This window comes from Micromonospora sonchi (assembly GCF_014646235.1).
Lineage (GTDB): Bacteria > Actinomycetota > Actinomycetes > Mycobacteriales > Micromonosporaceae > Micromonospora > Micromonospora sonchi.
In genome coordinates, this window is the sequence record NZ_BMNB01000027.1 from 22625 (window position 1) to 43975 (window position 21351).

The 21351-nt window shown below is 71.2% G+C and carries 19 protein-coding genes; 7 read left to right on the forward strand and 12 right to left on the reverse strand.

Annotated features, from left to right (window positions below; genetic code table 11):
* Nucleotides 1–2: 2 nt before the first annotated feature.
* From IEY61_RS23695 to IEY61_RS23705, 3 genes are read right to left on the reverse strand one after another with little or no spacing between them, the layout of a single operon-like run.
* Nucleotides 3–1058, reverse strand: coding sequence for a right-handed parallel beta-helix repeat-containing protein (locus tag IEY61_RS23695; protein WP_229706387.1), 1056 nt, complete (start codon nt 1056–1058; stop codon nt 3–5).
* The gene (locus IEY61_RS23700; protein WP_189048033.1) at nt 1055–2128 is read right to left on the reverse strand and encodes a hypothetical protein; all 1074 of its coding nucleotides are present in this window, start codon (nt 2126–2128) and stop codon (nt 1055–1057) included. Before IEY61_RS23700 ends, IEY61_RS23695 begins: the two co-directional genes overlap by 4 nt.
* Nucleotides 2128–3768: a hypothetical protein gene (locus tag IEY61_RS23705; protein ID WP_189048035.1), complete on the reverse strand. Its 1641-nt coding sequence runs from the start codon at nt 3766–3768 to the stop codon at nt 2128–2130. Before IEY61_RS23705 ends, IEY61_RS23700 begins: the two co-directional genes overlap by 1 nt.
* A 303-nt stretch (nt 3769–4071) precedes the next feature.
* Here IEY61_RS23705 and IEY61_RS23710 point away from each other — a divergent pair, with 303 nt between their 5' ends.
* The 7 genes from IEY61_RS23710 to IEY61_RS23740 all read left to right on the forward strand — a co-directional run bounded on the left by IEY61_RS23710 (nt 4072) and on the right by IEY61_RS23740 (nt 11107).
* A complete protein-coding gene (locus IEY61_RS23710) occupies nt 4072–5457 on the forward strand; it encodes an MFS transporter (protein ID WP_189048037.1) in 1386 nt (461 codons plus the stop codon).
* A gap of 142 nt (nt 5458–5599) precedes the next feature.
* Nucleotides 5600–6688, forward strand: coding sequence for a FecCD family ABC transporter permease (locus IEY61_RS23715; RefSeq protein ID WP_189048039.1), 1089 nt, complete (start codon nt 5600–5602; stop codon nt 6686–6688).
* Nucleotides 6689–6710: 22 nt separating this feature from the next.
* On the forward strand, nt 6711–7691 hold the full coding sequence (locus IEY61_RS23720; protein WP_189048041.1) for an ABC transporter substrate-binding protein: 981 nt from the start codon (nt 6711–6713) through the stop codon (nt 7689–7691).
* A complete protein-coding gene (locus IEY61_RS23725; protein WP_189048043.1) occupies nt 7688–8473 on the forward strand; it encodes an ABC transporter ATP-binding protein in 786 nt (261 codons plus the stop codon). The genes IEY61_RS23720 and IEY61_RS23725 overlap by 4 nt, the downstream gene beginning before the upstream one ends.
* Nucleotides 8470–9165, forward strand: coding sequence for a class I SAM-dependent methyltransferase (locus IEY61_RS23730; protein ID WP_189048045.1), 696 nt, complete (start codon nt 8470–8472; stop codon nt 9163–9165). The genes IEY61_RS23725 and IEY61_RS23730 overlap by 4 nt, the downstream gene beginning before the upstream one ends.
* A 92-nt stretch (nt 9166–9257) precedes the next feature.
* Nucleotides 9258–10169 carry an NADP-dependent oxidoreductase gene (locus IEY61_RS23735; protein WP_189048047.1) on the forward strand — a complete coding sequence of 304 codons (912 nt, stop codon included), beginning with the start codon at nt 9258–9260 and terminating at the stop codon, nt 10167–10169.
* A gap of 32 nt (nt 10170–10201) precedes the next feature.
* A complete protein-coding gene (locus IEY61_RS23740; RefSeq protein WP_189048049.1) occupies nt 10202–11107 on the forward strand; it encodes an LLM class flavin-dependent oxidoreductase in 906 nt (301 codons plus the stop codon).
* Nucleotides 11108–11113: 6 nt separating this feature from the next.
* Here IEY61_RS23740 and IEY61_RS23745 read toward each other — a convergent pair whose 3' ends face one another.
* From IEY61_RS23745 to IEY61_RS23785, 9 genes are all read right to left on the reverse strand, one after another.
* Nucleotides 11114–12148 carry an XRE family transcriptional regulator gene (locus IEY61_RS23745; protein ID WP_268240686.1) on the reverse strand — a complete coding sequence of 345 codons (1035 nt, stop codon included), beginning with the start codon at nt 12146–12148 and terminating at the stop codon, nt 11114–11116.
* Between the two features lie 346 nt (nt 12149–12494).
* Nucleotides 12495–12665, reverse strand: a complete 171-nt coding sequence (locus IEY61_RS23750) for a hypothetical protein (protein ID WP_189048051.1) — start codon at nt 12663–12665, stop codon at nt 12495–12497.
* Nucleotides 12666–12932: 267 nt separating this feature from the next.
* Complete coding sequence (locus IEY61_RS23755) at nt 12933–14126, reverse strand: helix-turn-helix domain-containing protein (protein ID WP_229706390.1); 1194 nt, start codon at nt 14124–14126, stop codon at nt 12933–12935.
* 419 nt (nt 14127–14545) lie between these two features.
* Nucleotides 14546–15052, reverse strand: a complete 507-nt coding sequence (locus IEY61_RS23760) for an N-6 DNA methylase (RefSeq protein WP_229706391.1) — start codon at nt 15050–15052, stop codon at nt 14546–14548.
* Between the two features lie 132 nt (nt 15053–15184).
* Nucleotides 15185–15802 carry a mycothiol-dependent nitroreductase Rv2466c family protein gene (locus IEY61_RS23765; RefSeq protein WP_189048053.1) on the reverse strand — a complete coding sequence of 206 codons (618 nt, stop codon included), beginning with the start codon at nt 15800–15802 and terminating at the stop codon, nt 15185–15187.
* Nucleotides 15803–16269: 467 nt separating this feature from the next.
* Nucleotides 16270–16677: a hypothetical protein gene (locus IEY61_RS23770; RefSeq protein ID WP_189048055.1), complete on the reverse strand. Its 408-nt coding sequence runs from the start codon at nt 16675–16677 to the stop codon at nt 16270–16272.
* Between the two features lie 170 nt (nt 16678–16847).
* Nucleotides 16848–19253: an RICIN domain-containing protein gene (locus IEY61_RS23775; RefSeq protein ID WP_229706392.1), complete on the reverse strand. Its 2406-nt coding sequence runs from the start codon at nt 19251–19253 to the stop codon at nt 16848–16850.
* Nucleotides 19254–19298: 45 nt separating this feature from the next.
* On the reverse strand, nt 19299–20150 hold the full coding sequence (locus tag IEY61_RS23780; protein ID WP_189048057.1) for a sugar phosphate isomerase/epimerase family protein: 852 nt from the start codon (nt 20148–20150) through the stop codon (nt 19299–19301).
* A 6-nt stretch (nt 20151–20156) separates the two neighbouring features.
* A complete protein-coding gene (locus IEY61_RS23785) occupies nt 20157–21338 on the reverse strand; it encodes a substrate-binding domain-containing protein (RefSeq protein WP_229706393.1) in 1182 nt (393 codons plus the stop codon).
* Nucleotides 21339–21351 lie beyond the last annotated feature (13 nt).

Here is a 21351-nt window from a genome sequence, read left to right on the forward strand (position 1 = left end):
TTTCAGGTTCGATCAACCGCTGACGACCATGATCCGGCGGCGGTGCTCGAATCGCCGGGCACGTCGACCCGGATTCCGTCCAGCGTCACCCCGGAGGCCTGTTCGAGGACGACGGGTGCGCGGGAGCGGCGGGGGTCGCCGAATCCGGGCGTAGCCAGCGGTAGCGGCACCAGGGTGCAGTCCGACACGACGACGTCGCGGTATTCGAGCACTCGGATCGACTGGTCGATCTCGCTGCGGCCCCAGCCGGCGATGCGCATCGCGTACAGCGGGCCGTTCCAGGACACCCAGGCGCGCGTCACCCGGATCCGTTCGCCGACGGCGTTGTCGTCGGCGGCGTGGAAGCGGTCGGTGTTGTCGCCGGGCAGCAGCCGGAAACCGATCTCGACGGCCGACAGCCGGGCCCGGTCCACGACCACGTCGTGCACGGAGCTGAGGTAGAAGCCCTCGAAGGCGTCGGTCACGTGCAGGTCGGTGATGCTGAGGTGGTGCGGGTGGTAGGAGGGTCCGACGATCGAGTCGACGCGCTCGCCGACCGCACCCCAGTGCACGGCGACCCCGGTGCAGCCGCCGACGATCGAGACCTCGGCGATGGTGAGGTCGCGTACCGCCCCCATGACGGCGATGCAGTTGGCGGTACGCGTGTCGGGGCGTTCGACCTGGACGCGTCGGATCCGGATCCCCTCGATCCACTCCGCCTGCGTCGGGTAGAGGTATCGCCCGACGGTGATCGCGGTGCCCCGGTCGCCGCCGTGCTCGCCCGGCCCGAAGGGCGGCGGGCGGAAGCCGATGCCCTGGATCGTCACCCGCGAGCCCAGCACGTGCAGGAGGGGCGCCCCGTCCGATGCGGACGAGGTGAGCCAGGTGGTCACCGGCCCGTCGCCGTGCTCGGCGCCGGCCAGGGTCCAGCCGGGTCCGACGGCGATCCCGCGATCCAACGCGAAGGTGCCCGCGGGCAGCCGCAGCGTGCCGCCCGACTGTGCCGCCAGGAGTCGCTCGATCGCCTCCCGGTTGGCCACCGCGTCGTCGGTGAGCGGCAGGTCGTGGGTTCCGGTCACCACTGCACCTCGACGACCTGGCAGGCGAGGTCGGAGACGCGTCGGCGCGACTCGTCGGGCTCGGCTAGGCCGATCAGCACCGGTCCGGGGGCCCTCCGCTCGACCGTCACGTCGAGGGCGTCCGCCGCCGGCGCGGTCGCGCTGACCCGGCAGTCGGCGCCGTCGAGCAGGCTCGCGGCCCGTACGACCAGGTGGTCGGCGTGCGGCGACCGGGTGAACGGTGACGCCTCGAACAGGGCGTACCCCGCCCCGCGCCGCGCCACCCGGAGGGCCTTCAGCACGGTCTGGCCCCGCTTGCGGCGCAGGAAGTCGCGGCTGGGGTGCCGGAACGCGGGCGGTGGCGTCGACGCGGCGGTGATCCGGAGCCGACACCGTACCTCGGCGTCGTCGGCGTTGACCACGACGAACCGGGACCGGGGCTGACCCTCGCCGCGACCCCGTGCCCCGACCAGCCCGCCGGCGCTGACCAGGCCGGCGAGCTGCGCGGCGGTGCCGGGGAGCCGACGCGAACCGGTCGGCCGGTCGGCGTCCTCGGCCGGGCTGATTTCCACCTGGTTGATGCGCACGCCGACGGCCGACAGCGGGCTGAGCGACGAGGCCGACCACGGCGGCAACGCGGCGTCCGCGAGCTCGACGACCAGCAGACCGTCCGCGCCCACCTCGTCGGCGCCCAGGTCGAACTCCACCCACGCGTGGGCTTCCACCATCCGCACCCGCCCCCGGTGGCGATGGATCAGGACGGCGGCCCGTGCCGTGGCCTGGGCCCGGACCAGGATCAGGCGGGGCAGTTCGCGTACGCCCCGGGCCGGTGACGCGGCACGCGACCAGGCCGCCTGCGAGGCGCTGTCGACGTGCAGGTTGACCCGGACGCGGACGGCCCGGCCGTCGGTGCGTACCTTCAGCACGACCGCCCCGGACTCGGCCTGGACCCGCCCCACGATGGCCACGCCGCGGGAGAACCGGTCGGCGACCAGGACCTCGGGGTCGCCGCCGGAGGTGAACACCGCCGGCAGATCCCGGGCCGGAACCGGATCGTCGAATTCCGTGGCGAACCAGGTGCCGATCGCCACTACCGGTCACCCCCGGGCACCGGAAGGTCCATCCGGGTCAGCACCGGCTCGCGCCGGGTCCACATCCGTTCGACGGCCTCGAACAGCGGATCGGCGTCGCTCTCGATGTGTCGGAACGCGGTCCGCACCGCGCGGAGCAGGTAGTCGGCCGGCCAGACCTCCCAGTGCGGCACCTGCGGGGTGAACAGGTCGGTGGCGCTGCGGTAGAACCACAGCCACAGCCGGGCCCGCTCGACCTGCTCGGCCGAGATGATCTCCTCGCCGTTGCGTAGGGCGCCGATCGCCGAGTCGAGCGCCTTCCAGTAGGCCTCCGGGTCCTCGACGACGGTGGACAGCCCGCAGTCGCTCCACTCGGACCAGCCGGCCTGGATCACCGGGATGCCGTACGCGGGCAGCTCGTTGCTCACGCTGCCGCGTACGGTCACCCCGAGGTCGACCACGCTCCACAGGCCGTTCTTGCTGAGGTCCCTGCTCGGCTGGAACACCATGTGCCGGTGCCGCTCGTAGCGGCGGGCGACCGATTCGAAGAAGCCGGTGCTGTCGTAACGGAACTGGCTCGGGTGGTCCTGGAACAACCACTGCGCCTCGGGGCAGGTGCTCGCGAAGCGCGCGGTCTGCTCGAACCAGTCGGCCAGGGTGGGGAAGGACTGGTGGTTGGTGCCGGGCGCGTCGGAGACGGCGTGGTTGAAGACCGCCACGATCGGTCGCGCCGGGTCGAACCCGAGACGGGCCGCGAAGTGCGTACGCAGCCGGGCCCGCTCCGCGCTGCTGGTGATGTCGACGGAGGCGCTGGCGCCGCCGCGCCACCAGCTCGGCCGGCCCAGGTTCACCTTGGATCGCCAGGCCACCAGTTCCGCGTTGCGTCGCACCTCGGCTCGCCGCGACCAGACCCGCCGCTCGAAGAAGTCGCCGAGTTGGCGGGTGAGTTCGCCGCGGAAGGTGAACTCTCCGGTGTCGGTTTCGGGATAGAGGGCGTACGCCTTCAGGCATCCCGTCTGCTGGGTGTGCACGACGGGTACGCCGGCTCGCCGGGCGGAGTCCACCGCCAGACCCCAGTGGTCGTAGTCGACGTGGCTGGTCACCAGGGCCACTGCGGGACCGCCGCCGAGCAGCGCGTCGTAGTACGACGAGATGGCCCGGGCCAGCGCCTGCCGCCGCTGGTATCGCGGGTCGGCGGTGGGGTCCTCGGGTGCGCGGGGCCGCTTGGTCACCCGGCAGTAGGTGGCGCTGACGAACTCGGCCAGGGTCTCGTCGCTGATCGCCGCGCCCGGGGTCAACCGCCGCCCGGACAGCTCCACCGGCACCGGGCCGGCCGCGCCCTCCACCAGGCGATAGAGGTCGATGACCTCGCTGGCGCCGTACGCCGCTGCCAGCCGCTCGACCAGCGTCACGTCGAACCCGGTCCAGAGCGCCTCGTGCCACATCTGCTCCACGCCGGTCACGACCACCAGTTGGGCGGGCACGATCCGGCGGATCGCGTTGGCCACCGCCAGGTTGCGCATGGCCACCCTGATGTCCTGGTGGAACACCTCGACGACCAGGTATCGCGGGGACGGTGTGGACCCCAGGTTCTTGCGCCAGTACACCGAAGCGGAGTCGAGGAACGCCTCGAGCTCCTTCTTGTCAGCTTCGAGCCACACCCGCAGGACCGTCCTTGTCGTGAGATGAGCCAGCGTCGGGACGATACGGCGGGGTTTCGCATCGCAGTCGAACTGTCGGTAGCCGGCCGATGAACAGCCCGCCACCCTTGTCCGCCCACCCTTGTCCGGCGGCCGTTGCCGCAGCGGCCCCGGGCGGACCGTCCGCAGGTCTGGAAAACCAAGCCGGCTTCATCTACTGTCATCGATGTTACTGTTAGGTAGTCGTCACTGCGGGCAACCGCCCGACCGGAAGGGAGCCCGACGCCCACATTTGGCCGGCATGGTCGAGGTACCGGTGAGGCGATGACAGACGATCGGACCACCCGCACGGACGCGACCGGGCCCGGCAGCGCGCAGCCGGGCTCGGAAGCCGTGCTCGTGCCGCCGGGCGGCGGGGTGCCGACGCCACCGCAGCGGGTTCGCTGGGCCGGCGCGGTGGCGGCGCTACGCTGCCGGGAGTTCCGGGCCTTCTGGGTGGGAGCGGTCTGCGCCAGCACGGCCACCTGGATGCTCAACCTGACCGTGCCGCTGCTGCTCTACCAGGCGACCGGGCGGGCGGTGTGGGCCGGGCTCGGCGCCTTCGCGCAGTTCATACCGGCGATGCTCGGCTCCCCGGTCGGCGGGCTGCTGGCCGACCGCTACCCACGCCGGACCGTGCTGGCCACCACGCAGCTGATCGCGCTGCTGGTCGCCCTGCTGCTGGCGCTGCTCAGCCGGGCCGAGACGCCGCCCCCGGCGACGCTGCTGGCCCTGGTCGCCCTGGCCGGCGCGGCGAACGGGGTGCAGACCCCCGCCTGGCAGAGCCTCATCCCCCAACTGGTGCCCGCCCGGCACCTGCTCAACGCGATCGCGCTCAACTCGATGCAGGCCAACCTGGCCCGTGCGCTGGGGCCGGTGCTGGCCACGGCGGTGCTGGTGCGCGCCGGCAGCACCGCGGCCTTCCTGGCGGCCGCCGGGGCCAACGTCCTGATGCTGCTCGCCCTCGCGACGGTCCGGCCCCGCCCGGCCCGTGGTCCGGCGTCCCGCCAGTCGGCGCTCGCCCGGCTGGGCGGCGGTGTGCGGTACACCCGCCGGGTGCCCGGGCTGCTGATCGCGGTGCTGCTCGCCGGGTGCGTCTCCTTCGTCGGTACGCCGATCGTGCAACTCGCGGCGGTCTTCGCCACCGACGTCTACCACGCCGGGACCGCCGGCGCCGGCCTGCTCGCCTCCGGACTGGGCACCGGCGCCGTACTGGGCGGGGTCCTGCTCAGCGTCTACGGCACCGACCGTCGGCGCTCGGAGGTGACCGCGATGGCCCTGACCGCGCACGGTCTCGCGACGATCGCCCTGGCCGCGGCCCCGGCACTCTGGGCCGGGTTCGCGGCGGTGCTCCTGGTCGGGGTGAACTACCTCGCGGTGCTCTCCACCGCCCACGTGACCGTGCAGGTGCTCTCCCCCGACTCGTTGCGGGGCCGGGTCTCGTCGCTGTACTGGATGGCATTCGCCGGCGGTTACCCGGCCGGCGCCCTGCTGCAGAGCTGGCTGGCGGACCTGATCGGCGTGCGGTGGGCGGTGGCGCTGACCGGGGTCGGGTTGAGCCTGCTGGTGGCGTCACTGCGGCGGCGCCGGCTGCTCGACACCCTCGACGGCCCGCCCTCTAAGGAAGGGCCCCCTGTTAACGCCTCAGGTAGTAAAAGGGCCCCTTCTTAACATCGCGCCGCCGCGCCGTCGGGAGGACCAGCGACACATTCTGCGGAGTGAAGAGCGCCGCACCGGCTTCTCCGTCGCCTGATCTTGCTGGTAGCTTTTGCCAAGATTTTGCAAGAGCCAGAGCAGTGCAGATTGGGGTACGGTGACCGCCATCGCCCTGTGCAAGGGTGGACCGGACCTGCTCGGCGTCGCGGCGCAGCGACGCCGGACGGGGTTCTGGCTGCTCGCGCTGACCGTCGGACTGATCGTGACCGGAGTCGTCGCGGTCGGGTCCGGGGCGGTCGGGATTCCCCCGCTGACAGTGGCCCGGATCATCGGGCACCACCTCGTCGGGGTGCCCGGCGACGTGACCTGGACGCCGCCGCAGGAGGCCATCGTCTGGCAGGTACGGCTGCCCCGGGTGCTGCTCGGCATGCTGGTCGGCGCCGGGCTGGCCGTCTGCGGGGTGGCGTTGCAGGCCATGGTGCGCAACGTGCTGGCCGATCCGTACCTGCTCGGCATCAACTCCGGCGCCTCCAGCGGCGCGGCCGCGGCGATCCTCTTCGGCGCCGGTGCCGGTTTCGGCCAGTACGCCCTCTCCACCAGCGCGTTTCTCGGGGCGCTCGCGGCGTCGCTGCTGGTCTTCCTGATCGCGCGCAGCGGCGGCCGGGTGACCTCGATCCGGTTGCTGCTCTCCGGCGTCGCCGTCGGCTACGCGCTGTACGCCACCACCAGCTTCCTGATCTTCGCCTCGGGATCCGCCGAGGGCGCCCGGTCGGTGATGTTCTGGCTCCTCGGCTCGCTGGGCCTGGCCCGCTGGGACGCCCTGCTGGCGGTGGCCGCCATCGTGCTGATCGGCATGATCGGCTACCTGACCGTCGTCGGGCGGCGGCTCGACGTCCTGGCCATCGGTGACGAGACCGCACAGACCCTGGGCGTCTCGCCGGACCGGTTCCGGCTGCGCCTGCTCGTGCTGGTCTCGCTCAGCGTCGGCGTGCTGGTCTCCGCCGCCGGCAGCATCGGGTTCGTCGGCCTCGTCGTCCCCCACCTGGCCCGACGCGTCGTCGGGGCTGCGCACGTCCGGGTGGTGCCGGTGGCCGCTCTGCTCGGGGCCATCCTCCTGATCTGGGCCGACGTGCTCGCCCGGGTGCTGCTGGCCCCGCAGGAGATCCCGATCGGCATCATCACCTCCCTGCTCGGCGCACCCTTCCTGCTGATCCTGATCCGTCGTCTGCACGCCACCGGCGCGTGAGCGCCCGCCCGAGGAGGCACCGATGAAAGCAACCCGTCTCGCCGCCGCCACCGGCGCCGCCCTGCTGGTGCTGGCGGGGTGCGGCGGCGGCACCGACGGGCCGACCGCGTCCGGTCCGGGCTTCCCGGTCACCGTCACCAACTGCGGGGTGGATGTGACCTTCGACGCCGCGCCACAGCGGGTCGTCCTGCTCAAGAGCGCGGCCGTGCCGTACCTGCACGCGCTCGGCGTCATGGATCGGGTCACCGCCCGCGCCGGGCAGTACCCGAGGGAGTACTACGACGCCGCGGCCCTCGCCGAGCTGGACCGGATCCCGTTGCTGACCGACCGGACCGACACCAGCGGCCACCTACAGATCTCCAAGGAGGTGGTGATCAGCCAACAGCCCGACCTGGTGCTCGGCGAGGTCGACAACCTCTCCCGCGACACCCTCTCCGCGGTGGACATCCCGCTGTTGGAGGAGCCGGCGATGTGCCCCGACAGCACCGCCGTGCCGACCTTCGACGACATCTACCGGCAGCTGGAGACCTACGGCCGGGTGTTCGGCCGCGAGGCCGAGGCCAGCACGGCCGTCACCGCGCTGCGCGAACGCATGGCCACGGTTCAGGCCGAGGTCGGTACGCCGTCCGGACGCAGCGCGGCGGTGCTGTACCCGACGATCGGCGGCGGCGTCACGTACGCCTACGGCACCGGCAGCATGGCCCACCCGCAGTTGACGGCGGCCGGTCTCCGCAACGTCTTCGGCGACGTCAAGCAGCGTGTCTTCGAGGTCACCGTGGAGGAACTGCTCGGCCGCGATCCCGACGTGCTGATCCTGCTCCACAGCGACGGCGACCCGAAGGCCGTCGAGAAGGCGCTCACCGGGCTGCCCGGCGCCGGGAACCTCACCGCCGTCCGCGAGGGCCGGATCATGACCCAGCTGTTCAACTTCACCGAGCCGCCGACGCCGCTGTCCATCGACGGCCTGGAGCGGATCGTGCGGCACTTCGGGGACGGCACGTGATCCGGGCGAGCGAGGTCTCCTGGCGCTACGGCGCGAACCCCGTGATCGACGGGGTCAGCGTGACCGCGCGGCCGGGCCGGGTCCTCGGGCTGATCGGCCCGAACGGCAGCGGCAAGACCACCCTGCTGCGGCTGCTCTACGGCGCCCTGCGCAGCCCCACCGGACAGGTCACCGTCGACGGTGACGAGCTGTCCGCCCTGCCGTCGCGGGAGGCCGCCCGCCGGTTGGCCGTGGTGGTGCAGGAGGCCGGCGGCGAGACCGCCCTCACCGTGGCCGAGCTGGTGCTGCTGGGCCGGGGACCGCACCTGTCGACGTTCCAGCGCACCAGCCGCGCCGATCACGAGATCGCCGCCCGCTGCCTGGCCCGGGTCGGGGCCGCCCATCTCGGCGGGCGGGCCTTCGCCCAGCTCTCCGGAGGTGAGCGCCAGCGGGTGCTGATCGCCCGGGCGTTGGCCCAGCAGGCCACCCACCTGCTGCTCGACGAACCCACCAACCACCTGGACATCCGCTACCAGCACGAGGTACTGCACCTGGTGCGTACCCTCGGCACCTGCTCCGTCGTCGTGCTGCACGACCTCAACCTCGCCGCCCGCTACTGCGACGACCTGGTGCTGCTCGGCTCGGGCGGCGTGGCCGCCGCCGGCACCACCGACGAGGTGCTCGACGCCACCGTCCTGGAACCCGTCTACGGCATCGGCATCCAGCGCCTGGACCTCGACGACGGCATCCATCTGCTGTTCCACCCGATCGACCACACCGCCAAACAGAGGAGTGCCGCATGAGCGTGCAGGAGAAAATCAACGACTACTGGACCGGCCGCGCGCCGGACTACGACGCGTACCAGCAACGTCCCGACCGGCTCGCCGCGGACCAGGAGGCCTGGTCGCGGATCTGGGCCGAGGCCCTGCCGGCGGCGCCGCTGGACGTGCTCGACGTCGGCACCGGCAGCGGGCAGGTCGCCATGGTCCTCGCCGGCCTCGGGCACCGCGTCACCGGCATCGACCTCTCCGAGGGGATGCTCGACCAGGCCCGCCGGCACGCCGCCGCCGTCGCCAACGGCCCGGTCATCCAGTACGGCGACGCGGTGGCACCGGACTTCCCGGCCGCGAGCTTCGACGCGGTGACCAGCCGCTACCTGATGTGGACGCTGCGCGAGCCGCAGGAGGCCGTGGCGAACTGGGCGCGCCTGCTCCGGCCCGGCGGCACCATCGCCGTGGTCGACAGCACCTGGTTCCCCGACGGTCTCGACAACGCCTCGGAGAACTTCACCGAGCACTACGATCCGCAGGTCCAGGCCGTCCTGCCGCTGGCCGCCGCCAGCTCCATCGACCAGACCGTCGCGGTCCTGCAGCAGGCGGGGCTGTCGAAGGTCAACGTGACGCCGCTGACCTCGATCTACGAGTTGGACCAGCGGTACGGCGTCGCACCGAACCACGAACACCAGATGCAGTACCTGGTCACCGGCACGGTCTGAGCCGGCCCCGGGGACGGCGGATGCCGACGGCTTGACCTCAACCACGGTTGAGGTCGGAGACTCGATCTCGTTGGCGACGAGAGGAGTCGGTGATGAAGGCAGCGGCATTCGCTGAACCTGGCGGCCCGGACGTGTTACGCCTGATGGAGGTCGACACGCCACAGGCCGGCACGGGGCAGGTGCGCGTGCGGGTCAGGGCGGCGGGCGTGCAGCCCTTCGACTGCGCGGTGCGGGCCGGCTGGACGCCGCCCGGCGCGCCGCCGGGATTCCCGAGGATCCCGGGCAACGAGTTCGCCGGCGTGGTCGACCAGATCGGCGAGGGTGTCACCGGCGTCGCCGTCGGCACCGAGGTGCTCGGCTTCGACCTGCTCAACGCGTACGCCGAACATGTCGTCGTACCCGCCGGGCACGTCACCGCCAAACCAGCCGGCATGCCCTGGGAGGTGGCCGGTGGGTTCAGCGCCGGGGCGCAGACGGCGCACATCGCGCTGCGGGAGCTGAACGTCGGCAAGGGCGACACCGTCCTCATCCACGGGGCCGCCGGCGCGGTCGGCACCGTCGCGGTTCAGCTGGCGGTCCAGTGGGGCGCCACCGTCATCGGCACCGCCCGCGAAGTGAACCACGACTACCTGCGTTCGCTCGGCGCGACCCCGGTCGCCTACGGCGACGGCCTGCTGGAGCGCGTACGGGCAGCCGCGCCGGACGGTGTGGACGTCGCCCTGGACGGCGCTGGCGGTGACGCGCTGGCCGTCTCGCTGGCCCTGGTGGCCGACCGAAGCCGGATCCTCACCCTGGTCGAGCACGGCAGGTCGCAGGAACTCGGCATCCGGGTCACCCCCGCCTCACGTTCGGCGGCTCGGCTCGCCGAACTGGCCGAACTGTACGCGCACGGAAAACTGCGCATCCACGTACGCGAGACCTTTCCGCTGGCTCGGGCGGCCGACGCCCATCGTGTGGTGGAGACCGGGCACGGTCGCGGCAAGGTCGTCCTCACCGTCGAGTGAATGCCACCGCACCGCATCCGGAGGGGATAAGCATGAGCGCATTCGGCGTCGGCGTGATCCTGCCGTCGGTCGCGGTTCAGCAGCGACAGGGCCTGGATCTGCCGACCGCCGCACGGCACGCCGAGGAGCTGGGCCTGGACAGCGTCTGGCACGGCGACCACCTGGCCGTCGGCATGCCCACACTGGACTGCGCCGTCGCACTGGCCGCCGCAGCCGCCGCCACCCGGCGGATCCGGGTCGGCGCCAGCGTGTTCGTTCCGGCGATCCGTCCGGTCGCCTGGGCCGCCAAGCAGATCGCCAGCCTCCAGCACGTATCGGGGGGGAGGCTGGTGGTCGGCATCGGCTCGGGCGGCGGGCCGGGCCAGTGGGCCGCCGCCGGCGTGCCGTACGCGGAACGTGGGCGCCGCACCGACACCGCGCTGGAGCTGCTGCCGGGTTTGTTGGCCGGCGAGCCGGTCCGGCTGCGCGACGAGCCGGGCCAACCCGTCGTGGACCTCGCTCTGTCCGTGCCGTCGCCACCGTTCTGGGTCGGCAACGCCTCCCCGGTCGCGATCCGCCGCGCGGCCCGCCACGGCGACGGCTGGTTCCCGTCGCTCGTACCCGAGGACGAGATCGCGGACGCGCTGCCCCGGCTCACCGAACTCGCCGCCGCCCACGGACGGCCCACCCCGACCGTCGCGGTGGGCGCCACCGGGGTCCTCGGCTCCGGCGGCGACCTTCCCACCCGCGAGGAGATCGCCGCAGGCTTGACCAGGTCGTACGGCATGCCGGCGGAGCGGGCCGCCACGATCCCGATCACCGGGACACCTCGGGACGCGGCACGGCGACTGGCCGCCTACCGCCGCGCCGGGGCAGCCCACCTGGTCATCGGCTTCTCCGGCGGCGACTGGCGTCGACAGTGCGAACTCCTCGCCGAGGCTCGCACCCTGCTCGACTGACGCCGATCAGACCAGCCCGAGGCTGAGCGCCAGCTCGCCGATCGCCGCCGGAGCCTTCGGATCACGGGCGACCTGGGCGAGGACGTCCCGGCCCGCCGGCCGGCGCCGCACCTCGTACGGGGCGACCATCTCCGCGTCGAGCAGCACCCGGGCCGCGTTGGCCGGGTCATCGGCCTGGAGGTACGCACGGGCGGCGTTGACCAGGTGCGCCGCCCGATGCTCCACCGGCAGCGACCGCCACCCCTCCCGCCGGACCGCCAGCCGGTGCCGCGCAACCGCCTCCCGTCCGTCGCCCAACTCCACGGCAACGGCACACCGGGCCAACTCGACCGCTGTCGGCCCGAACGCGGTCCGGTGATGGTCGAGCCCGTCACCGACCCGCACCGCCATCTCGGCGGCCTCGTCCAACAGCTCACCGGTCGCCCGCTCGTCACCGGAGCGGGCCGCGACCAGGCCGGCCTGCACCAGCAGCGCCCCACACAGCGACAGCTCCTCGGCAGAGCCGGTGGCAAGCTCGGGCGGAGCGACCCGGTACGCGGCAGCCAGCAGCACCGACCGCGTCCACGCGAAGGCGCGCAGCACCTGCCCGAGCTGCACCGCCGCCGCAGCCACCAGCACGGGATCACCCTTCGCCGCAGCCACCGCCCGGTCCGCCGCCAGCCAGGCAAGATCCGTCTCGTCCAGCTTCACCAGCAGCGCGGCCGTCACCCGGTACGCCTCCACCACCGCCACCCGACCCGCCACCGGATCCCGGGCGCCGGCCCGGTCGACGTCGCTGAGCAGCCGGGGCAGCAACTCCACCACCTGCGGATACCGCGCATGTTGGTACGCCGTCCAGACGTACCCCACCTGCCGCACGAGCCAATCGACCGACACCTTCGGCGTCGGCCGGTCACGCACCACCGCGTACGCCGACAGCGCCCCACGGACTCGTGCGATGTCCGCGCTGCGTGCGACCGCGTCAGCGGGCCGAGCATCGCGGCCGAGCAGCGTCGCGGCATCGACCCGTAGCACGGCGGCGATGTCCCGGATGGTCGACATTTCTCCAGCGAGCGCACCCCACGCTCCACCTTGTCGACCCAGCGCTTCGACTTGCCCAGCCGATCCGCCAACGACTGCTGCGACAGTTTCCGCCGCACCCGCAGGTAGGCGACCCGCCGACCGATCGGCACCCCGTCACCGCTCATCCGACACCGTCCAGCGGCCACGGTTCACCGGCACCCGAAACCGCGCCCGGCACGGCAGGTCCGCACCACACCGGCAGCTCCGCCGCCGCTTTCGCCACGACCAGACCGGCCGATGCCGGCAAGCGAGGACGAGCGCCACCGCCGCGACCAGATCGCCGTACGAGATGGGCCGCCGACTGCCCTCGGCTGCCGGCACCCGGTCACCCTTCACGACGCCGCCGCCGATCCGGCACCGCCCGGGTCGTGTCGTCGAGGGGCGTACGCTCCGCCTCGGCCTGTTTCAGAATGCGCTGCTTGGCGGCTTCGTGCTCGGCGGCTTGGACGGCAGGCCCGGTCTTCGCCGCGTCGGCGTCGCGGTCGCGCTTGCTCAACGCGTCCGCCCATCCTCGCCCGGCCAGCAGGGGTGATGCGCCAGCCGGGATCTGGCAAGCGCCAGCTCATGGATCAGGGTGAGCTGCGCGGGTACGGGCTGGCGGCCGTTCTGGCACCGCATCGGTCGGGACATCCAGCGAACGAGCATCATCAGTGTCGCCTCCTTGATGTGAGGCGGCGGCGATGCTCAGGGGACCGACAAGGGAAGGCACCGCCGCCACACTTGCATCGTCGGCGACAATTGGTGCCCGTTTCGTAACAGGCTGTTACGTTGCTGTGGGGTCGGGGTCGAGCGGGTCGATGCCGAGCCGTGTCGCCAGGTCACGCAACTCTGCGGAGCCACGGCGGCGCGCATCCCGCACCATCTGACCGGTGATCTCCTTGACCGTTGCCCGGGACCGCAGTTCCTGTGCGGAGACATCGTCGGCGGCCAGGAACTGCCGCACCGCCTTCTCGTGGTTGCCGGCCAGGAAGTGGCCCCGACCAACATCGATGTGCAGTCGAGTCCGACGCTGTGCGTTACGCAAAGCGGTCCGGTCGACCTTTCGGGCATACTCCGGCGCTCGCTCCGGCTCACCATTTTCCAGCGCGATCGCCACCCGCCACGTCGCTACGTTCGCCGGCCCGAACTCCATCCGCCACCGATCCGCGCCGCCCGCCCGGCGCAGAGCGCCCTCGGCCTCGGCGTAGTGAGCGGCAGCGTCGTCACCACGGCCCAGCGAGGCGGCGGAGATCGCCGCGTGGAGATGCAACATCCCATACCAGGACGCCAAGCCCTCGGTGGCTGTGTCGCCGACCCGCTCGGCAGCAATCGCCGCCAGGGTCAGGGATCGGCGCTGTGATCCGCCGGTCAGGGCGACCTGCGCGGTGGCGAAATCGGCCGCCGCGATCTCATCGGGTTCACCGAGCAGCGCGGCGGCGTGTTGGGCTCGCTCGGCGAGACGCATCGACAGGTCCACGTGACCGAGACTCTTCATGCCGGTCGCGCCCGCAAACGCCGCCTTCACGAACAGCGCCAAGCCCTGCCGCTCGGTGCGAGGCTCAGCAGCGAGGTACCGGGTGGCCGCGATCAGGTCAGGGAGCAGAGCAGCGTAGGCCACGTAATCGCACGCCATCCGCGTCCGCATCACCTCTTCAGCACTGCGGACGACATCGGCAACGTTCGGCGGCGGACCGTCCGGGTCCTCGTCAAGCGCCCGCCGGATCCCGGGTGCAGCACTGTAGATCGCCAGCTCGGAGGCATCCCGAGGCTGGGCCGGTTGAGCGGTGAGATCCTCGACCCGGACGCCCAGCGCGGTGGCCAGGGCGATGATGAGGCTCCGCTTCGTGACGGCCCGTTTGCCGCCCTCGATCATCGTGATGTAAGCAGCGGAGACGCCAACACGGTCGGCAAGTTGCTGCTGGGTCATGCCTGCGGTGGCCCGCCACCGGGCGATACGCAGTCCGATGTAGTCAGCCACGACGCTCTGCCGGGCGCCGTAGGTGATCACAAAAAGCCGTCAGCACTGCAGCCTCCCAGGGAGGAATCTGAGCCCAGCCCGCCGGCCCCGACCGACGGTCCAGCACTTCGGACGGTACACCGACCTGCACCCAACATGGTGACGCTGAGCATCCGAATAGTCCACGGATTGTGGCCATCCCGGCCGTGCTCGCTCCCCGCCCTGACTCGGTCTGGCCTCTCCCCTCGTAAGCCCACGATCGTTGGCGGCTGAGCTGCACGCCACGCCGACAGAAGTGCAGCTGAAGTGCCAACGATCGCAGACGGAGCCTGCTGGGCCCGCCGTCAACGCTGGGACTGAAGAGCCACTGCTACCGATATTTGTCGCTATATGGGCCGCTGCTGATTAAGGAGTAATCTGCCATCCCCCCGTACTGCCACTCACCGCACCGTCGAGTCTGCCGCAGCGGAGGCTTCGAGCGCTGCGACGACCGCCTCGAATTCGGCCAGGGCTGCGGTGAGGTCTTCGACGATCTCTCGGGCGATGACCTCGGGAGCCGGGAGGTTCTCCATGTCCTCCAAGGATTCGTCGCGCAGCCAAGTGATGTCGAGGTTGACCTTGTCGCGGGCGAGCAATTCGTCGTACGTGAACGATTTGAACCGCTCGGTTTCGACGCGCTCGGATCGGGGCTTGCCTGGCAGGTAGCTAAAGACGAAGTCTTCGAGGTGGTGGCGGCGAAGCGGGTTCTGCTTGAGGGTGAAGTGCTGGTTGGTCCGCAGGTCGTAGATCCACAGCCGGTCGGTCCACGGCTGCTCGGCGGCGGGCTTCTTGTCGAAGAAGAGCACGTTGGCCTTGACGCCCTGGGCGTAGAAGATGCCGGTCGGCAGGCGCAGCATGGTGTGCGCGGCGAGCCGGGCGGTGCCGTCAACCAGTTCGACGCCGTGCACGAAGGTGTCACGCAGATGTGCGCGCTCGGTCGGGGTCGGACCCGACCTGGCGGCCGGTCCCCGCCCAGCTCATCTCGTTGACCATGAGGTTGGCGGCAGTTGAGGAGATCGACTTCGCCGCTAACCTCATGATCAACGGGGTGAGTGGTGAGGGTGAGGGGTGGTGTGGGGGCGGCCTTTCAGCTCGTGGAAGCCTGGGGTCGCGGCGACGAGGAGGGTGCCGTCCCAGAGGCGGCCGGCAGCCTCGCCGCGTGGGATGCGGGAGATGACCGGGCCGAAGAAGGCCACCCGCCGGCCGGTGTCGTCCTCGGCGGCGATGATCGGGGTGCCGACGTGGTCGCCGACCAGCGCGATTCCCTCGGCGTGCGAGGCGCGCACCGCGCCGTCGAACACCGTCGTGTCGGCCGCGTCCGCGAGGTCCCTCGGCAGGTCCGCGTCCGCCAGCGCGTCACCGAGGTCGCACCACTGGCCTCCTTCATGGACCCGCTTGCCGTACGCGGTGAAGAAGCGCGCCAGCCCGTCCTGACCGTGCCGCTGTCGCACCGCCGCGCAGACCCGCACCGGGCGCCACAGCCAACCCTCGGTGTCGCCCTCCGGATCGACCTCCCGGCCCTCGTTGAGCACGGACAGGCTCATCACATGCCAGCGAAGGGCGAGCGGTCGGACCGTGGCGGCCTCGACCAGCCACCGCAAGGTGACCCAGGTGTACGGGCAACTCGGGTCGAACCAGAAGTCCACGTTCCGCGCCATCGGCCTCCTCCTGACGACAGGAGAAGTTACCCGCTTCAGGCGCCGATCAGCACCGCAGAGAGACCAGCAATAGGCGAGGCCGGGGTCCAGGGCTGGTGATGCTGTGCCTCGGGTGGTGGGCGGCGCGGGATACGGCATGTCGGGGTGTTCGGGCCGATCGGGCGGGCGCGAGATGCGGCATGCCGCGGTATCCCGTCCGGTGAGCGGCGCGGCTTGCGGCATGTCGGGGCATCCGGCCCTGCTGAGGCCACGAGTTGCGGCATCTCGTGCGCAGACCACGAGTTGCGGCATCTCGTGCGAAGGCCACGAGTTGCGGCATGTTGCGCGAAGGCCACGAGTTGCGGCACGTTGCGCGACGAGGCCGGATACAAGCGCCTCAGGCTGATCGGCTGGCGCTGCAACCGGCCAGGACGTCACCAACGCCTATTGCCGGGCTCACTCACTCGCCGAGGAGCGAAGCCGGCGGGTCAGCCCTGCGTACGGTCGTCGATCTCGGTGCCCGACTCGCCAGGGCGCGCGCCGATCGCCTCCTCGGCGGCCCGCCCGCCGGTGCTCTGGTCACCCAGGTTGAGGTCGCTGCGGGGCAGGCCGGACAGCCCGGCGGGATCCCGGGTCGGCCGGTCGGTGTCCTCGCGGGCCGAGGTCTGGGCGGCCGGCCCGCCGGCCGACTCGCGGCGTCCGACCCCTCGGGCGTGGTAGCCGCCTGGACCGCCCGGGTCGGTTTCGATGGGGCGGCCGTCCGGTTCCGCCAGCCCGGCCCGGCGCAGCATGTCGACCAGTTCGTCGTGCGGCATGTTTTCGGTGTCCGCTATTCCGGCGCCACGGGCGATGGATCGCAGCGTCACGAGGTCTTCGTCCCGGAAAGTCTCGGCCATACCGCTGGCTTCCCCACCTGGTGGTGCGAAAACCTGCCGGTCGATCAGGCGCGGCCCGAGCCTGATCGACCCCGTTTCGCCGGAATGGCGGTGTCCCACGCCGCCGGACACCGCCACTTCGCCGGCATGGTGTCGATCAAACAGCCACGCCGGAACCCGCCGAGCGAGCGTCAGCCGCTGGTCAGGCTCCACTGCTGGTTGGTGCCGCCGTGGCAGGCCCAGAGGTGCACCTTCGTCCCGTTCGTGGTGCCGTAGCCGCTGGCGTCGAGGCAGAGCCCGGAGTGGACGCCGGTGATGGTGCCGTTGGCGTTCACGTTCCACTGCTGGTTGGTCTGACCGTTGCAGTCCCAGATGATCGCCAGGGTGCCGTTTGCCGTGCCCTGCCCGGACGCGTCGAGGCACTTGTTGCCGTACACCATTAGTTGCTTGCTCGCGGTGTACGTCCACCGCTGGTTCGTCCCGCCGTGACAGTCCCAGAGCTGGGCCTGGGTGCCGTTGGTCGTACTCGATCCGCCGATCTCCAGGCAGCGGCCGGACTGAGCGCCGACGATCCGTACGCCCTGCGGTGGCGGTGGTGTGGTGCCGCCCTGCGGGCCGGCGGCCGCCATCACGGCCTGGGCACCGGCGGGCCAGTTGCCGTTGGTCACCGTCACGTTGCCGGAGACGACGTTGCCCCGGTCGCCGTTGGTCACGTTGGTGCTGCCGTTGGTCGACCAGTTGTTGGTGACGGTGAAGTTGCCCATGTTCTCGGCGAACCAGTAGTTGGCGGTGGCCCAGGTGCCGGTGGACGAGAAGACGTTGTTGCGGGCGGTGTAGTAGCGCGAGCCCTCGTCGAAGTAGAGGCCGAAGTGGCCGTTGGTCCGCAGGCAGTAGTTGTCGCTGATCAGGGCGCCCGGGTTCGCCGACAGGGTGTAGATGCAGCCGCCGTCGTTCATCTGCTGCATGACGTCGTGCACGTAGTTGCCGACCAGCCGGTTGTTGGACGCGGTGGTGGCGGTGCTGTAGCGCGGCTGGTAGTTGTACAGGCCGCGGTCGGCGTAGTGGTTGCTGCCGCCGGCGTCGTTGGAGCCCCAGCCGTAGCCGATGGACATGCCGGTGTACGGCATGTTGTAGACCTCGTTGTACGAGACGGTGGCATTGCTGACGTAGGTGGTGAGCACCGAGACGATGCCCCGGTACTCGATCCCCAGGTCGTGCAGGCGGTTGTTGCTGATGGTGATGTCCCGGTTGACCATGCGCTGGTCGCTCGGGTGATGGGCGTCGGCGCGCACCCCGCCCACGACGATGCCGCCGGCCGAGTTGCGGGCGATCTCGGAGCGGGTGACGGTGATGTTGCTGGCGCCGAGGCCGACGCCGCTGGCGTGGGCGTTGGCGTCGTTGCCGATCCCGATGGCCGTCTGCCCCAGGTTGACGAACTGCGAGTCGCTGAAGGTGATGTTGTTGGCGGCGGAGATCTGGACCGCGGCGGGCATCTGCTGCCAGTTCGGCCGGGTGGCCTCGAACTGCGGGCAGCCGTTGTGGCAGGAGGTGAAGCTGGGCCAGTTCCAGTTGCCGTAGATGTAGGCACCGGTCTGCTGGTCCACGAAGCCCTGGTTGCTGCTGGCCCCCCGCCAACTGGTGCCGGTGAAGGTGATTCCGGTGAAGGTGATGTGGTGTGCCGGCGCGGCGTACGTCCCACCGACACCGAGCAGGGACTCCAGCGTCGGCAGCTCCACACGGACGTTGTTCATGTTCTGTCCGGCGAGCGGAATGTAGGAGAGCGCTCCGCTGCCCGGGTCGAGATACCACTCCCCCGGCGCGTCCAGGAACTCGTAGGCGTTGGTCAGATACAGCGGGCCGGCCCGGTGCGGGCTGGTGAACGTGTCGTAGCCGAAGTTGTTGTTGCTCCAGCCGGGCTGCTGCATCCGGATCTGGTTCCCGCTGATGCTCTGCACCGACACGTACCGGTCGGTGAACGAGTTGACGCTCTCCATCTGGATCCGGCTCTGGTTGGCCAGGTTGTTCAGGTAGCTCAACGCGCTGGTGGTGAACCTCATGCCGGTGCTGTCGGCGGTGAAGTCGGCCCGGTTGACCTGGGTGCGGGCCCGGGTGGCGAGGGCTCCGTCGACGTAGAGCTGCCGGCTGTCCAGCCCGGCGCCGACGTTGGCCCGCCAGATGTTGCGCCCGGCGTCCACCAGCGACCAGCCGGTCACCGCCCGGGCGCCGCTGATCACGGGGCGGGCCGACGGGGCAGCCTGCCACACCACCCGGTAGCCGTTCGTGCCGGAGTCGGCGGCGGCCAGCCGCAGCGGTGACGAGAGCCGGTACACCCCGTCGGCCAGTTGCACCACGATGTCGCCGGACATCGAGCCGTTCAGCCCGCGCACCGCGGTCTGCGCGGCGGTCAGCGAGCACGGTTGGGCGGCGCTGCAACTGCTGCCGCTGCCGGACGGGGACGCGTAGAGGGTGGTGGTGGCGGCGAGCGCCGGCGCGGCCGAGGTGGCCACGACGGTCGCGGTGGCCACGGCGGCCAGCGCCACCGCCGTGGCTGCGGCCAGCACCGGTCTGGTCAAGGTGAGAGGAGTTGGTACGGACACGCGGTTCTCCCTTCCGGGATGGGGGATTCGACGGGTGGCCCGCCCCTATCGCAGGAGCCCTCGGAGGTAGGCCAGGCCGTCCAGGGCGAGCCGGTCCTGCGACGGGGCGAGTGGACGCCAGATCGACGCGGCGGTGGCGATCGTCTCGTTCTCCGCGGTGAACGACTCGATGCAGACCGCGCCCCGGTAGCCGGTTGCGGCCAGGGCGGTGAAGAAGCGGGGCCAGTCGAGGTGGTCCGCGCCCGGAGCCCCCCGGTCGGTGCCGCTGACCTGGACGTGCTTGATGTACGGCCCGGCGAGGGTGACGGCGGCGTACGGGTCGGCCTCCTCGATGTTCAGGTGGTAGGTGTCGAGCATGATGCCGACGTTCGACGGCAGCCCTTCGATCAGCTCCACCGTCTGTTCGATCGTGTTGGCGACGCTGGTCTCGTAGCGGTTGAGCGCCTCCACTCCGATGGACACGCCCCGCTCGGCGGCGTGGTCGGCGACCGGGGCCAGCGCGCGGCGGAATTCCGCGTAGCAGGCCGCGCGGGCCGTCGGGGTCATCCGCCAGGTCCGGCCCACCGAGGCGTAGACCGGGCCGCCGACGCAGGGCGCGCCGACGACCGCCGCGCTGTCCGCACAACCCTTGAGGTACGCCACGGTCGCCTCGACGACCGCCGGGGCGGCGTTCACGAGGTCCCGCCCCGGCGGGGTGACCGCGCAGACGCCGGCCGCGGTCAGGCCGTGCCTGGCCAGCAGGTCACGGGTACGGATCGGATCCCAGTCGCCGGGTTGCTCGATCGGCAGCTCGACCGCGTCGAAGCCGAACCCGGCGATCCGTGGAATCAGCTCGGCCAAGGCCCGGTCGTCGACCGGCGACGCCCACACCCAGGGGTTGACACCGATGGCGTACAACGGCACCTACTTCCAGCGCTGCGGGTAACCCGGCAGGTCGGTGCAGCCGCACATCGCGTAGTGCAGCGGCGGCATGTCCAGGTCGAGGTAGCTGTCCAGGTTCTCCTGGGTGACGGTCGGTTGCGGCAGCTTCCACGGGTTGGACACCGGCTGGCCGTCGAGGATGCGCAGCGCGGCGATGATCGGCGTACGCCACTGGTAGGTGGGGTAGGTGGGCGCGATCGCGGTGAGGCCCTTGTCCTTCCAGAGCTTCAGGAAGTCGAGCTGGTCCTCGCCGTTGATCGGCGGCACCGGCTTACCGGCGTCCTGGAACGCCTCGACCGCTGCGACCGCGACCGCGCCGGCGTCCATCCAGACCCCGTCGATCGTGCCGTGCCGCTGGATGTAGTCGTTGACGATCTTCTTGGTCTTGGCCGGGTCGCCGTCGGTGAACTCGACGCCGACGACGTCGACCCCGGCCTTGTCGAAGGCGACCTTCGCGGCGGACCAGCGGGTCTCCAGGACGTCGACGCCGGGCAGGATGCGCAGGGCGAGCAGTTTGCCGCCGGGCTTCATGCGCTGGCTGACGAACTCGGCGCCGACGTGGCCGAAGCCGTACCCGCCGATGGGGTTGATGAACGTCACCGGGCACGGGGTGTCGACGCCGCGGTCGAAGACGATGACCGGCAGGCCGGCCTTGCAGGCTGCCGTCACGGCCGGGGTGAGCGTGGCGGTGGTGTTCGGCGAGACGATGAGCGCGTCGCAGCCCTTGCCGAGCAGGTCGTTGATGTCGGCGATCTGCTTCTGGTCCTTGCCTTCGGCGTCGACGTGCACGAACTCCTTGATCCGGCTGCCCTGCGCCTCGACCTCGGCCTGCATGGTCTTGAACCCGACCTGTCGCCACGGGTTGTTCAGGGCGGCGTTGGAGAAGCAGAGTTTGTGCGGGCCGGCCTTCTTGAACTTCGCGGTCTCCACCATCTTCGGGTTGAGCACCTGTTCCCACGGTCGGTCGGCCGGTCCGGTCGCAGTGGCGTCGAGCAGGGCGAGCTCGGCGTCGTAGTCGGCCTGCACGAAGAACTTCGACTGTTCCCCGGTGCCCGATCCGGCGGCGGAGGCGCTGCCCGACGGGCCGGCGGCCGGTTCGTCGGTGGCGCAGCCGGCGAGGCCGAGCAGGGTGACGGCGGCCAACGCCGCGATGGTACGTCGCACTATGTTTTTCCCC

Coding starts and splice junctions, on each gene's coding strand:
- IEY61_RS23710 (WP_189048037.1), top strand. CDS start 4,072: ATGACAGACGATCGGACCACCCGCACGGACGCGACCGGGCCCGGCAGC.
- IEY61_RS23720 (WP_189048041.1), top strand. CDS start 6,711: ATGAAAGCAACCCGTCTCGCCGCCGCCACCGGCGCCGCCCTGCTGGTG.
- IEY61_RS23730 (WP_189048045.1), top strand. CDS start 8,470: ATGAGCGTGCAGGAGAAAATCAACGACTACTGGACCGGCCGCGCGCCG.
- IEY61_RS23735 (WP_189048047.1), top strand. CDS start 9,258: ATGAAGGCAGCGGCATTCGCTGAACCTGGCGGCCCGGACGTGTTACGC.
- IEY61_RS23740 (WP_189048049.1), top strand. CDS start 10,202: ATGAGCGCATTCGGCGTCGGCGTGATCCTGCCGTCGGTCGCGGTTCAG.
- IEY61_RS23745 (WP_268240686.1), bottom strand. CDS start 12,148: ATGTCGACCATCCGGGACATCGCCGCCGTGCTACGGGTCGATGCCGCG.
- IEY61_RS23765 (WP_189048053.1), bottom strand. CDS start 15,802: ATGGCGCGGAACGTGGACTTCTGGTTCGACCCGAGTTGCCCGTACACC.
- IEY61_RS23770 (WP_189048055.1), bottom strand. CDS start 16,677: ATGGCCGAGACTTTCCGGGACGAAGACCTCGTGACGCTGCGATCCATC.